The sequence below is a fragment of the Pseudoalteromonas sp. S4492 genome (assembly GCF_005886115.1).
Taxonomy (GTDB): domain Bacteria; phylum Pseudomonadota; class Gammaproteobacteria; order Enterobacterales; family Alteromonadaceae; genus Pseudoalteromonas; species Pseudoalteromonas gelatinilytica.
In genome coordinates this window covers 1-14,437 of record NZ_PNCP01000033.1, presented here as the reverse complement: position 1 = coordinate 14,437, position 14,437 = coordinate 1, and the positions used below count along the sequence as shown (strand labels likewise).

The 14,437-nt window shown below is 40.8% G+C and carries 10 protein-coding genes; 6 read left to right on the top strand and 4 right to left on the bottom strand.

The genetic code is table 11. The annotated features are described in order from the left end of the window. Positions 1-214 precede the first annotated feature (214 nt). Positions 215-1,990, bottom strand: a complete 1,776-nt coding sequence (locus CWC28_RS09710) for a sodium:solute symporter family protein (RefSeq protein ID WP_105181190.1) — start codon at positions 1,988-1,990, stop codon at positions 215-217. Between the two features lie 19 nt (positions 1,991-2,009). Beyond that, the gene (locus CWC28_RS09705; protein WP_062565008.1) at positions 2,010-3,152 is read right to left on the bottom strand and encodes a Gfo/Idh/MocA family protein; all 1,143 of its coding nucleotides are present in this window, start codon (positions 3,150-3,152) and stop codon (positions 2,010-2,012) included. A 432-nt stretch (positions 3,153-3,584) separates the two neighbouring features. Here CWC28_RS09705 and CWC28_RS09700 point away from each other — a divergent pair, with 432 nt between their 5' ends. The 3 genes from CWC28_RS09700 (at position 3,585) to CWC28_RS09690 (ending at position 9,794) form a co-directional block, all read left to right on the top strand. After that, on the top strand, positions 3,585-4,370 hold the full coding sequence (locus CWC28_RS09700; RefSeq protein WP_063700483.1) for an IclR family transcriptional regulator: 786 nt from the start codon (positions 3,585-3,587) through the stop codon (positions 4,368-4,370). Positions 4,371-4,684: 314 nt separating this feature from the next. After that, positions 4,685-7,483 (top strand): TonB-dependent receptor, encoded by a 2,799-nt coding sequence (locus CWC28_RS09695; protein WP_158679716.1) that lies wholly within the window; start codon positions 4,685-4,687, stop codon positions 7,481-7,483. A gap of 133 nt (positions 7,484-7,616) precedes the next feature. Further along, positions 7,617-9,794, top strand: coding sequence for a hypothetical protein (locus CWC28_RS09690; protein ID WP_138625071.1), 2,178 nt, complete (start codon positions 7,617-7,619; stop codon positions 9,792-9,794). A 45-nt stretch (positions 9,795-9,839) separates the two neighbouring features. Here CWC28_RS09690 and CWC28_RS09685 read toward each other — a convergent pair whose 3' ends face one another. Further along, positions 9,840-10,829 (bottom strand): Kelch repeat-containing protein, encoded by a 990-nt coding sequence (locus CWC28_RS09685; RefSeq protein WP_138625070.1) that lies wholly within the window; start codon positions 10,827-10,829, stop codon positions 9,840-9,842. A 172-nt stretch (positions 10,830-11,001) separates the two neighbouring features. Here CWC28_RS09685 and zigA point away from each other — a divergent pair, with 172 nt between their 5' ends. The 3 genes from zigA (at position 11,002) to CWC28_RS09670 (ending at position 13,284) form a co-directional block, all read left to right on the top strand. Next, positions 11,002-12,198 carry a zinc metallochaperone GTPase ZigA gene (gene zigA / locus CWC28_RS09680; RefSeq protein ID WP_138625069.1) on the top strand — a complete coding sequence of 399 codons (1,197 nt, stop codon included), beginning with the start codon at positions 11,002-11,004 and terminating at the stop codon, positions 12,196-12,198. After that, positions 12,198-12,866 (top strand): DUF1826 domain-containing protein, encoded by a 669-nt coding sequence (locus tag CWC28_RS09675; protein ID WP_138625068.1) that lies wholly within the window; start codon positions 12,198-12,200, stop codon positions 12,864-12,866. The genes zigA and CWC28_RS09675 overlap by 1 nt, the downstream gene beginning before the upstream one ends. 109 nt (positions 12,867-12,975) lie before the next feature. After that, positions 12,976-13,284 carry a hypothetical protein gene (locus tag CWC28_RS09670; RefSeq protein ID WP_105174744.1) on the top strand — a complete coding sequence of 103 codons (309 nt, stop codon included), beginning with the start codon at positions 12,976-12,978 and terminating at the stop codon, positions 13,282-13,284. A gap of 340 nt (positions 13,285-13,624) precedes the next feature. Here CWC28_RS09670 and CWC28_RS09665 read toward each other — a convergent pair whose 3' ends face one another. Continuing rightward, entirely contained in the window at positions 13,625-14,218 is a 594-nt protein-coding gene (locus CWC28_RS09665) for an acyl carrier protein phosphodiesterase (RefSeq protein WP_105181193.1), read from the bottom strand. Positions 14,219-14,437: the final 219 nt, after the last annotated feature.

Genomic DNA, 14,437 nt, shown 5'->3' with positions numbered 1-14,437 from the left:
TACAAATGAGCAACAATTAAATTACACAACAACAAGCAACTACCACTCATTCGTTTCATATCTAACACTTTAAAACTATTGGTAATTCAAAAATAAAACATTCTTATCAATATGAATTTTCTTATTTACCAATCAAAACTTGTTAATAAAAAAGCCATACGATGCATGTTTAAAAACAACGTATGGCTTGCGACACAACTAGGAGTTTAAATTGTTATACTTCTTGCCTTAATGAGGCTATCACTTTTGGCATTTTACGCTTTACAACCCAACCAGAGGCCACAATCACAATTAAGTAATAGCCAAAGGTTTGCCAATCTTCAAATAAGGCATTACCAATACCGAGCAGTAGCGAATAAATAAACGCAATGCTCGCAACACAGGCTATGGCGTTATCTTTAATCCCCGCCGCAATCGGTTCAATACCGGTTAAATCTCTGACTTTTTTCCAGCCGTGGCCATGAATTTTTAAACGGCTATAAAATTCGATAGTTTTCGGGCTTGGGGTTTTACTTGAGGTTATTAAGGTAACAACTAAGCACACAACCAAGGTTGTTATCGTGGTTGCTAGCATACGCACTGCAAACCACTTAGCCTCGCCTTCATCGGGTAGTATGTACATCATCGCATTACCGACAATAACAGCTGTAATAAGCGCGCTAATTTCTGACCACACATTTATTCGCCACCAATACCAGCGGGCAATAAGTACCACAGAGATTGGAATGATGATTACCGAAATATATTCATAAGCGCCGAGAATACTCTCAAGTTGGGTCGTTACAATCAGCGCAAAAAGAGTTAGTACTAACATACTGACGCGAGCTGCCTTGATGTAATGGGCTTTTTCGCGGCCTTTTACTAAGTAAGGCTCGTAAACATCATTGACTAAATAAGACGAGCCCCAGTTCAGCTGAGTATCAAGGGTACTCATAAAAGCAGCAAGTAAAGAGGCAACCATAATGCCTTTTAAGCCAACAGGTAAAAACTCATCGATCATCATTGGGTATGATTGCTCTGCATCTACCAACGACGGAAAGTAAACCAGTGAGGCAACACCCACGATGATCCAAGGCCAGCTTCTTAACACTAAATGGCAAAAAGCAAACCAATATAAGCTTAACATGGCATCTTTTTCACTACGGGCAGCCAGTGTGCGTTGTAAGAAAAAACCAAACCCGGGCGCGTAATTTAGCCAGCCGATACACACTAAAATAACAAAAGTCGCAGTTTTAAGATCCCATTCAAAATCGGGGATCATTTTTAATGTATCGCTATTAAACCCAGGAGAGGCCTCTACCGCAGCAACGATGCCACCGTGATCTTGTAAGTCGACATAAACGATAACTGCTAATACCACAGAGCCGACAATGGCTAAAGCAAACTGAATTAAATCGGTATACACAACACCATATAAGCCAGACATCGCGGTATACACGACCGCTGCAACAGCTAGCACAATCAAAATAAGCGTGGTCGCTGTAATGGCACCAAACAGAGGAATGTCGAACAAGGGTTCGGGGGAGAGTCCTAAAATCACCACAATAATTTTCGACATAGCGAGAGTCACCGAGGCAATGATAATACAGTTAACAAATACACCATCAAAAATAGCTTTAAAAATTCGCAAAAAATCAGTGGCTAAGCTCTTATCATAACGCTGTGAAATTAGCTCAATTTCGGTGAGTGCTTTTGATCTTCGCCACAAATTAGCAAAGAAGAACACCGAAATAATCACGCCAATTACACTCACCCACCAAATCCAGTTTGCGTAAATGCCTTGCTCTCGTACAGCCCCTGCTACAAACAAGGGTGTATCAGATGAAAAGGTGGTGGCCACCATGGATGTGCCTGCGATATACCAGGGTAAAGAACGCCCTGCGACAAAAAAATCAGCCGTACTTTCACTGGCCTTTTTTGTAAAGAGCATCCCGATAACAACCGCTGCTACTACATAAAATGCAACTATTAACCAATCAATTAAGACCATGTGAATCCCCCAATATGTTTTAATTTTTATTTAGGTAGCTATCAAATTTTTTCCATGTTTCTGTCATATCGATAATCGAACCTGTTTGCCTAGCTTCATCTAACTTGATGGCGGTTAGCCCCGCCTGTAAAGCATCTACAATGGATACCGGCAAAGGAGTCCCCCTTTCAAAAAAGGCAATCCAATCTGCCGCCATTTCTTCTTCAGCGCCATAGTGCATCGAAATTGAATCATCGTGTAAGTACGTTTTATCAATCAATGCCCCTGAGGTAATACAGTCATGCACTTTGAAATAGTTACGCACAAAGTCACCTTCAGCCATACCGAGTGTGCCAAATACACTAAAGTGTCGGTAATCGTTCGGTACATTTAAGTTAGTATGAAAACTCAGATTTATGCCATTTTCATATTGAATCAGTGCAGTTTGGTGATCCACCAGCTCAGAATCGTTATCAAACACTTCATCTATGCCATTCCAGCGCGACTTGCGCTGATGATAGACAGGATGCTTGCCTAAGTGCTTGTTCTCAGGCGTGAAGGTTCTTCGACCGCCAAAACTGGCAAGTTTAGCTGGGCGACTTTTCACAATGCCCTGATAAAGATCTAAGTCGTGACAGCATTTTTCTAATAAGAAGCCGCCCGATAGCCCTTGATGTCTGCGCCAGTCTCGCATAAAAAACGCACCATGCTCTGGCGGAATATGCTCTGATGCCTCAATACTGGTGATTTCACCCAGTAATTTAGATGATAAAGCCGCGACTAAATCTTTATATAAAGGCGCATAACGTAGCACCATACCCACTAAAATTTTATCGAAGGCATTATGTTTAGCGATAAGCTCGAGTACGTCGTAGGTCTGTTGCTCAGACATTACAATAGGTTTCTCTGCAAAAATGAGTAACCCTGCTTCAATGCCGAGTCGTAGGTGCTCTAAATGCATATGATTTGGAGAGCCAATCATCAACATATCAAGCTGCTCATTTTGCAACATATCTGCAAGTTCGTCATAAGCGCGCATCGAGATACCATGCGACTGCATGTACTCAACTTTTACAGACTCAGGGTCGGCATATGCTACCAAATCAAAATTTGGAATAAGCTCATGCATCACTTTGGCAACATAACTTAATCGGTCACCTAAACCACAAATTCCTACTTTCACAATTTTATTCCTACAAGGCACGTTAATAACTCACGTTAGTTACCTTGCGCTTAAACAGTCAATCACTTGTCTGCGCTTTGTGAAGGGGATTTTTTTTATGAAATTCGGCTCAACATGGGTTTTACATACAAAACAATCTTCAATTTGTTCAAACTCTAATTAGCTGTACGTTAAAAAACCTTAATTACCGAGAGGCGGCATATTCACTCACTTTGGTAACAAAAATTTTACGCAAATCATTATTTGGAAATGGCTTCAACTACTTAATTTTTAAATAAAAATCAGAAACGGTTTATTGACCAAATCAAAACAGTTGGGATATACAAACTACTTTATTACCAAGTTCAGGTGATATTTCAGTGCATAAGTGTTCTTTGAGACTACACTTATGTATAAGGTTTTAAGCTAAGAATAAGTAATTAGAAGTACCCAATGACAGAGAAAGAAACTAAATATAAAGCGCCCGCTCTTGAGAAAGGCATGGCGATAATAGAATTACTCGCAAGAACCCCGGAAGGGTTAAATCTGACACAAATTTCTGACTCATTAGGGAAATCAAAAGCTGAAATTTTTCGTATGGTGGCGGTTCTAAATGACCTCCACTACCTTGAGTTTTTTCAAACTGAACGTGTTTATAGACTCTCACTTAAGCTTTATCGGCTTACGCATCGCTACGCACCAGTTCACCACCTGAATAATGTTGCCTTCCCTATCATTCAAGAGCTGTGTAGTGACATTCAACAATCTTGTCACTTAGTGGTGTATTCAGATGGTGGTGGATTAATTTTATCGCATCAAGATTACGACACTAACAGTAACTGCTTAACCCTACCTGTTGGAGGAAGAGGACCCCTTACCGATAACTGTGCAGGCCATGTGCTATTAGCGTTTGCATCGTACGATAACCGTGAACGAATGCTCAAAGCCTACCAAGAAAATCATCCCGAATTATCCCTCGATTTAATGGCACTGCGAAATATTTGGCTACGCGTAAAAGAACAAGGTCACGAAGCCATGCCAAGCCCAGTTCTCGCTGGCGTATATGATATTGGCGTGCCTATTTTCGATTATTATCATAATGCTGTCGCTGTACTGCTCACCTCAATTCTTATGTACCGAGACGAATCGCGTAATGCAGATTTTGAACATGTGATAAAAAAGTTAAAAGAAACCTCACACCTTATTTCACAGAAAATGGGCTTTGACGAAGAGGCCTAAAGGATGTTTTTTTTCCTAATGATCCCGCCATCGTACAAATTTAAATGCCTATTTTTACCCTTTTGGCATCAGCAGTTTTTTTGGTGAATGCCTAGCTTATTAATACTATTTTAGGAATTTTCCCAAAATAACAATTAACACAATAGCAACCATTTTGTTTCATTTATAAAACATCATTCTTGGCGAAATTTTAACTAAGAAATCTAGATAACGCAGACTGCAAAGCGCGTTGACGGTTTTTTAGTCTTTATATATCACTGAATGGACATTTGAACATTCACGAGAATAATTCGCCAAGAGCGATGGGGGTCAATATGATGAAATTCACCAAAAGCCAAATAGCCTTATCTGTTGCTTTATCCCTGATGGGTAGCACAGCAATGGCAGAGGAAAGCAGTACAGCTAAGGATGTTGCACAAGATGATATTGAAGTAATCGCTGTCAGCGGTGTGAGACTAAGTTTAAAAGAAGCTATCGCAACCAAGCGTGGCTCTGACAAAATTCTCGACTCAATTGCCGCTGAAGATATGGGTAAATTCCCTGATGAAAACGTCGCGCAGTCTTTGCAGCGTGTTCCAGGTATTTCAATTGACCGTCCTCGCGGTAGCCCAAATGGCGGTACCAATGGTAGTACCGATGGTCGACTAGGTGGGCAATATGTACAAATTCGTGGCTTACCTGTTGATTTTACGCAGGTTACTTTAAATGGTCGCTCTTTAGCATCTGGCCGTAGCATTGGCCGTCAGTTTTCTTTAGATGTGTTGCCCTCAGAGCTTATTGGTCAGTTAGACGTTTATAAAACAGTGTCAGCAGATCAACTAGAAGGCGGTATTGGTGGTAATGCAGACATTAAAACCCGCAAACCACTGGATGCAGATGAAGTTGGCTTTTCTGGTGCTTGGTCAGCCGAAGGTGTATACAGTGAGCTGCCAGATTCAACCGACCCACGTCTTTCAGGCATTGTGAACTGGAAATCAGACGATGAAAAACTTGGCGTACTGGTTGGTGTCACGTACTCAGAACGTCAAACCCGTGAAGACGAATACTTCTCTTGGGGTAATGTAAACTTTGGCCCAGGTACGGGGGATGGTGTTGAAATTCGCCCTGATCTTGCCACAGTGCCAGGTGGTACGAATGATGGCAGTATCGATTACCCTAACTCTCTTTACCCTATCGAACCGCTGACTCAATACTATGGTGATGAGCGCACTCGTACTGGTTTAAATGCTGTAATTGAATTTCAACCTAGCGATGAGCTTAACATTACCTTCGATGGTTTATATGCAACATTCGATGTAGATGAAACAGCATTACAGTTACCTGCTCGTTTCCAATTCCGTGGTCCACAAGACCCGAGCCTGTGGGTTGCAGCCGACCTAAATGACCCGAATGGTCGTGGTGTTGGCGGTATTTTCCCATTCCTCGTAACCGAAGCTGTGGTAGAAAACGATAACCTGGTTTATGCCGTTGCACCGCAAACTCAGTTTAGAAGCGTATCTGAATTAACGAAGATGGAATCAGACACACTTGCCGTGGGCACTCATGTAAACTGGGCACCGAATGAAGATTGGATCCTCGACTTTGATCTTGGTTACTCTAAAGGTGAGCAATCTCGCGACCTTAAAAGTGTGCTGTTACAAGCGTTTGCTGATGTAGTGTATGATGCACGTAACCCAGATAACGGCATTCCTGACCTTTATGTTACAGGCACCGACTTAAATGACCCAGATAACTTCCGAGTGGCATTTGGTAACTCCAATGCACGTGACGTAAAAGATACATCTCTGTCGTTTTCTGTTGATGCTAAGTATTTCTTAGACAATGACTACATCACAAGTCTAGAAACAGGTGTACGTTATACTCAGCGCTCAAAAGAAATCAAAGCCTATGTAGGCAACAGTTTTACTGGTTCAAATGGCGTACCAGCAGTATTACCTACTTCAGCAATTAACCTACTTGATTTCCCGGTTGATGACTTTTTAGGTGAAGCACCAAACGCTAATGTTATCCGCAGCTTTGTAATTGGTGATCCGGTTGATTTCCACAATAAATACGGTGTTGAAAGACAATTCGATAGTATCAGCTCGTTTAAAGTTGAAGAAGATATTGCAGCAGCGTACGTAAAAGCGAACATGGCCTTTGATGTTGCCGATATTCCAGTTAAAGGTAATGTGGGTGTACGTGCGGTAACAACCGACGTTGAAGCAACAGGTGCATTGCCAGTTGAAATCGTTATCCGCAGTGCCGGTGATTTCGATGTGGTGGGTGAAACCAGCTCAACAGGCAGTAGCTACACCAATGTGTTACCAAGCTTAAGCTTAAATGCTGAATTAACTGACGAAGTGTACTTACGCTTTGGGGCTAGCAAAACAGTAACGCGCCCTACGCTTTCGCAGTTATCGCCGCGTTTTACTTTTAGCACCACCACACTCACAGGCTCTGCGGGTAACCCAGCTCTAGAACCATTTGAGTCTGATTCACTCGACTTATCACTTGAGTGGTATTTCAACGATACAGGTTTAGCGAGTGTTGCTTTGTTCCAAAAAGACATTGATGGCTTTGTGTTTAACTCAAGCTCACCAGAAACAATTGCCGGAATTGATTGGGCATCGGTAGATCGTCCACGTAATGCGGCATCGGCAACAATTAATGGTGCTGAGCTTAGCTTCCAAACCACTTTTGACTTCTTACCAGCACCATTCGATGGCCTAGGTATGTTAGCAAACTATACTTACACAGACAGTGACACTGACTTTGGTGATGGCTTTGAAGGTCAAACATTCAGCTACACTGGTTTATCTAAAAATGTATATAACTTAGTTGGTTACTATGAAAAAGGCCCTGCGTCAGTACGTTTATCTTACAACTACCGTGAGAAATACTTACTAGAACCTTCATTTGGTTTCTTCGCTGGTCCTCGTCATGTAAACGACTACCAACAGCTTGATTTAAGTACGTCTTACAAAATCAATGACAACTATTCATTGACCTTTAACGTGACCAACTTAACCAATGAGCGTTTCGACCGTTACTTTAATAACGACGAATCAATCATTGCGACAACCAACTTTACAGGTCGCCAATACTTCGTAGGTATTCGCGGAACCTTCTAAGCAATTATGTTGTTGTAGGTGATGAGCCTAACCCAAAGCCTCCTTAAGGAGGCTTTTTTTGTTAGGAAAGTATTCTTATTGAACCTGAAATAACAACAATATAGAATAAATAATTTAATATAGGGATATAACAATGAAAATACTCTTTACCCTTTGCGTTTTACTCTTACTTTTCGGTTGCGGCGGTGGAGGCGGTGGCACTGAAATCTCAGACGATTCATCGAATAATAATATTTCAATTCAACCAGAGAATGACTACACAGATGATGAATCAATCATACTCCTCTTAGGTGCAATGAGTTTAGCCGAGGGTGCTTTACAAATCAGTGACATTATCAGTGCTGAGTTTAATTACTTTTACTTATCTAATGACATTATTAATTACCGAACCTGTGAAAACAACGGTAAGGTTGCTTGGAATCATTCATCAACAACCCCTTCAAAAGGTCAATTAGTTCTAGACTTTCAGAACTGCTTACTAACTTATTTCCCGAACAAAAGTTACGAACAAGAAAGGTTTAATGCTAATGGTCAAGTTACTCTTAATTACGAAATATTAAGCACTACAGATTCCAACCTAAATGACTATCGGAAACCAGGGGTGGTAAAATATAGCTTGGATGTAACTCATAGTGTATTGAGTATTTCCGAGCCCCTCCCAAATAGACCACAGGTTTTCATTGAATTTGAGTTTGCATTAACATCAGAGCAAGAATGGAATACTAATGAATATAATATAAATACTGATGGTTATCGCAATCGTGAAATTATAATAGAATCTTTCTACGCTCCTATTATTACAAATAATTATGATTCACTAACTAATACCAACATCTCTCAAAGCTTCGAAGAAAGTGATACAAATTATAATGGAGAAAGCTATAAAATGACCTTAGAAGGTCAATTTTTGTCTGGTTTTGATAACACAACTTGGCAAATGGAGAGTAATTACGAAATTAGTCTAGCCGGCGGTTCACCAACAGGAAGAACATCAATTAATAACGAAAACAATTTAGTAGTTGGAGTCGCTGACAATTTTGAAATGAGCTTATTATATAATCAAAATATTCTAGGCTATGCTCTAATATATGACTTATTTGATACCGACACTCTTTGGTATTTAAAAGGAAATAAAGAATTAACCGATAATACTCAAAGGATAACCCCCCTTACCATTATTGAAAGCAATGAAGATACATTCAATATTTTTGATGATTCACAGCAATTAGAACTCACTTATAATAAAATAATTGATGAAGCATATATAGATTTATTCAACCTTGAAAACTACTTCGCTTCAACTGGCTCTGCTACTTTTGAAGTTTTAGATAATAAGTTAATTATAAAACCGCCAAAAAATGAAGAAGACAATGTAATTGGCATTACAGTTCAAGTTGGTAGTAAGTTTTCCATAGATCATAATATATACAAATTCACCTATGACCGATTTAATCGAGGCGAATTTAGCTATGGCCTTGGTACATACCTACCAACAAAAAATATATTTTTATCATCCAATAGTAGCACTTGGTTAGAAAAAAATGAGCAGGGTAAAATCACTAATGTATTTCATGGACATAATTCTTTTGGAAGACTTTGTTACGACAAACAAAATAAATACCTCATTCTGGAACAGGATTACCGAGAGAAACACATTAAAGTTGATATTGATACCTATGAACTTTTAGATGAATATCCAAATGCATTCATGACAATAAATAGCATTGATAACTATTGCAATGACGTAAACTATAAACAAAAAACAGGAAGCGCTATAATCGAACAATATACTTTTTCTACTAAGCAAGGCACCGTATTTGAGAATAGTGAGTTCGCATTAACTCATAGAGTCCTACCTAACCCATTATCAAACAACAGCATATACATCCTAGCTAATACAATACATTATGATGAATCTAAAATACAAGAGTTTACTTTACTAGATAATTCAGCTATCTCAAATGAAAAGTATGTTTATAATTCTGAATTATATAACAATAACAACTTCTTTTTAGTTTCAGAAGAAGAAGGTAGAATTTATACCCCTACACGCATATTGGATCTTTATGATCCATCTTATGTAATACACAAATTCAATGATACATCCATATTATACGTTGATAAAGAAAACCATTTAATAGTTACATACTCTGCAATTTATAACTCTGAAAATTTTGATAAAGTAATGGATTTATCGTTTATAGATAACAACATATTCCTATCTAAGGTTATAAAAACAAATGATAGCTATCATTTTAAACTGAACAACGATGTTGACTTTATTTTAAAGATTAACCAAATAATGAAGTAAAAAATCGGCCCCGTTTAGCAAAAGCACTACTCGGGGCTAATTAAACTATTTCAAATTATCTATCATCACTTGTGCATTATTAACTTCACGGCTCGTTTCAGAAAGTCCTACCTTTGTGGCACCACCCACTAGCCAAATTTGGCCGTTTAACGTAACGGCTCCTAAACCGTGACGAGGTGTTTGCCATTCGAAAGTTTTTCGCCATTGCTGCTTGGTTAGATCATAACTAAAAACCTCACGGTCAACTCCTTGGCTATGTTCACCGCCAAACACAGTGATAGCATTATCAATAACCGCTGCGGCATGCCCTGCTCGTGCTTTAGGGAGTGCTGCATGTGCTTGCCAAGTGTCTTTTTCGGGTAAGTATTCGAGCATGTCAGTGATAGGCTCGCCGCCAACGGTTCTGCCACCTAACACAAACCAACGGCCGTTTACTTGTGCACTTGCCGCACTGTTTCTCGCTGAAGGTAATGGCGCGGCTTCTGTAAATGTGAAGTTGTTAGGCTCAAAAACTAAATGCGCACTCACATCTAAACTATGCTGCCATTGCCCATTTTTTTCACTGTGTGGGCTGCGGCCACCAGCTAAATGCACTTTACCATTAAGCACTGCGCCAACCGTTTCACTCAACGCAAAAGGTAAACTCGCCACCTTTTGCCATGCGTCAGCGCCTTCATTGAGCATTAACACATCACGGCTATTGGTCCATTGGCCTTGGCTATTAACAAAACCACCAAAGGCAAATAATCTGTTTTCTACAGCAATTAAATACGTGTGATGACGCCCTTCAGGCAAACTCGGGGCTGATTGCCAACTTGCATACTCGGGTGACCAAAAATGGACTTTTGCGGTCATCTTACCCGCTGATGCTGGCAGCTCGGTAGAGATACCCCCTGCAACCCAAATCTGTTGATTCATGACTGCTGGGTAAATTTCTTGAATAGCTTCAGGGAACTCAGGTGCTAGCACCTCCTCTGCCGATAACGTATAAGGCAAACACGCCATAAAAAGCGGCAACAGTTTGGTTAATCGCATATAAATCCTTAATAAGCAGTTGATTAGCTAAAGACTAAGTCAGCTGTACCTATTCGTACACTGCCAAATAGTCTTACTCGAACAACGATTACTATTCCTAAATGACACCCAATTGATATATTATAACAAAACATTTAGCATATTTTGTTTAATCTTATTAAGGGTCACTACTATGAGCAAACTTCCCGTCACCGTGCTCTCTGGCTTTTTAGGCGCAGGTAAAACCACTGTGCTCAGCCATATTTTAAATAACCGTGAAGACAAAAAAGTGGCTGTAATCGTCAATGATATGAGCGAAATAAACATCGATGCAGCAACAGTTAAAAACGATTTTTCGCTTAGCCGCGGCGAAGAAAAACTAGTAGAAATGAGCAATGGCTGTATCTGCTGCACACTACGTGAAGACTTACTCATTGAAGTACGCGCTTTAGCACAAACGGGCCAATTTGATTATTTGGTTATTGAGTCAACCGGTATTTCAGAGTCCCTTCCGGTTGCCGAAACATTTACCTTTGCCGATGAAGATGGGGTATCACTGTCTGATGTTGCAAGGCTTGATACCATGGTCACGGTCGTTGATGCCGTTAACTTTTTAAACGACTTTAACGAAGCCAAATTTTTACAAGAAACCAACGAGCATTTAGGCGATGAAGATGAGCGAAGCGTTGCCGACTTACTCATCGATCAAGTTGAGTTTGCCGATATCATTTTAATTAGTAAAACAGACCTAATTAGCGCCGATGAACTTGAGAGTTTAAAAGCCATTTTAAGCTCATTAAATACCTCTGCAGAGCTTATTGCTATTGAGAATGGCAAAGTTGATATCAACACAATTTTGGGCACGGGCCTGTTTAACTTTGAAAAAGCCCAGCAAGCACCTGGATGGCTAAAAGAACTGCGCGGCGAGCATATCCCAGAAACCGAAGAATACGGCATTAGCAGCTTTACTTACCAATCCCGTCGCCCTTTTCACCCTGAAAAATTTTATAACTTTATTCATAACAATCAACGCGAAGGCAAATTACTTCGCTCCAAAGGCTATTTTTGGTTAGCCTCTCGACCACAATTTGCCTGCCAATGGAATCAAGCTGGCGGCATAGCCCGCTATGGTTTTGGCGGGATATTTTGGAAAGCCTTATCGAAAGATCAGTGGCCAACAGATAGCGACTACTTAGATTCAATTAACCAAGTATGGCAAGAACCCTTCGGTGATATGCGCCAAGAGCTGGTTTTTATTGGTCAAAACCTCAATCAAGCAGCGATCATTCAAGCTCTCGATAACTGCTTACTCAGCGACGATGAACTATTAGCAGGCAAAGCGCTTTGGCAAACCCTGCCCGATCCATTTCCTGTTTGGGAGGAAGCATAATGACAGCTTACGCATTTGAACATGATACTGATAACCTCCCAACAACAGTAGCAACGGCATTAAGCCCTGTGGTGTTTTCGCAAATTTATAAACCAGAGCATAACATTGCAATTTGGCAGCGCAGCTTATCAGAGCAGCTGCAAGCAGAGGTAGCCGAGAGTATTGCAGCCAATCCTGATCTCAGTATTAACGCGGTGATCAACGAAGACTCTATTCGAACTGACATTGATAAAGCCCTCGAAAAACGCCCATCAGCGCAGGAGCTAAAAGCTGATTTGGCAAAGTTAGTTGATATGTTTTGTTATTTATTTGAATTAAAGCGCACCGGATTACGCCTAAGAGTACTGGAACGCGCCATGTGCCCACGTTTTCATGTTGACAGAGTTCCTTGCCGGTTAGTCAGTACCTATTGTGGAAGTGGTTCACAGTGGTTGCAAAATGCAGGACTTGATCGCACAAAACTTGGCGCAGGGCATCAAGGATTAAGCGATGAAGAGTCTGGGTTAATGACAGCAAATACTAAAATCCACTCTCTTAATGTCGGTGACGTAGCACTGCTTAAAGGCGAAACTTGGCAAAATAACGAAGGCAAAGGCCTTGTACATCGCTCACCAGCACTTGTTGCTGGCGAAAAACGGCTACTCGTAACCCTCGACTTTATTGCTTAGTGAATGGCAAGCAGCCGTTCAGGAATCAAGGGTTTTAAACAACAAGGAAGTTGTTGCTGCAATCAAAGCTTAGTTATAATCGACTTTTCGACTCGATTTTGGTTTTTAAATGAAAAAGCTTTCTAAAGTACAATTAAAACAGCAAGCCCTTGTATTAAATGTTGCCGACACCCTTGAAGAGCAAGGTCGCGCAGAGCTCGAAGGTATGTTGCAATGCTGGTTTGATGTGGAATACCACTTATTCCCAGGCTCATTGCTTTTGTGTTTTCAATTTGAAAACCAACAATCACTCGATGCAGCGACCCCAGAGCTATTAAAATGGCAAAAGCGCCTTAGTGGCGCAATGCTAAAAAAAGGCGTGATTTTAAAAGACATGCGCAAGCACTTAGTATTTACCCTAAAAGGCCCAGACGATTAAATGGGATAAGTTGCGGGTTAGCAAGTTAGCAAGTTAGCAAGTTAGCAAGTTAGCAAGTTAGCAACCCTAGACAACTTACAATCTGTGTCAAGTAACTCACTAACTTTACTCTTTCCCCTAGCAACTCGCTAACTTGGGTATTTTTATTCTGAGAACGCGGGGTAAACCCGCTGCTACCAGTGCTGCGTTAAAACGTCTCGTATCTCGTCCCTCGGAACTCGTACCTTTCCCCTTTACTCTTTCCCCTTTACTCTTTCCCCTTTACTCTTTCCCCTTTACTCTTTCCCCTTGTAACTCGCTAACTTGTTGGGTTTCACTCCGTTCTACCCAACCTACCGGCTTAAAGCTTTAGCTTTTCCACTCCCATTTGCTTCACATGCTCAACCAGCTCGGGGAAAAACGCTAAAAACACCGCGTCTAATTGTTGATAGTGGCGAGCAATATCGTCAGCGGCCCCTGCAAAGTTGTTGGCAAAGCGAATACGCTTGGCGATGTTATCAAGGGCAAGGCCGACCCCATCGAGTGTTTCATATTCTTTAAACCAATCATTGTTGGTCATACTGGTCACAACTTGCTGCATGCGTGAAGGCATCATGGCTTGGCGTGCATTTAAAAGACCATAACTGTGCTGTTTGAAATCAGCCAATGGTTGGTCATTAAAGCGCTGCCAATGCTGAATAAGAAAGTGATCGAATGCTACATCAATTGCGACGCTTGCAAAGCGTTTACGTGCTGGCGAAAAGTACTGTTTAGCCTCTTTTACTAGGGGATGTGAGTCGGTAAACCTATCAACCAAATAATGATTTTCAAGGCCATTTTTAACCGCATTGGGTAACTGTGCTGAATATCGACGCCCACCAAAATCCCCCAGCAAATTACCAAAATGTGAATCAGCCGTCGGTTGTGCTAAATAAAGGTGAGCCAAGTAATTCAACGCATTCTCTAAATTAAGTCATTTTATGCATTGTAAAAGAATACAGGTGAAAGGGTCTAGGGGCACAAGGTGCAAGTTAGCAAGTTAGCAAGTTAGCAAGTTAGCAAGTTAGCAAGTTAGCAAGAGTGTAGCGGCGATTTTATATCGCGTAGGAATGATTACAGGTGCTAGGTGCTAGGTGCTAGGTGCTAGGTGCTAGGTGCTAGGTGCTAACAGCAT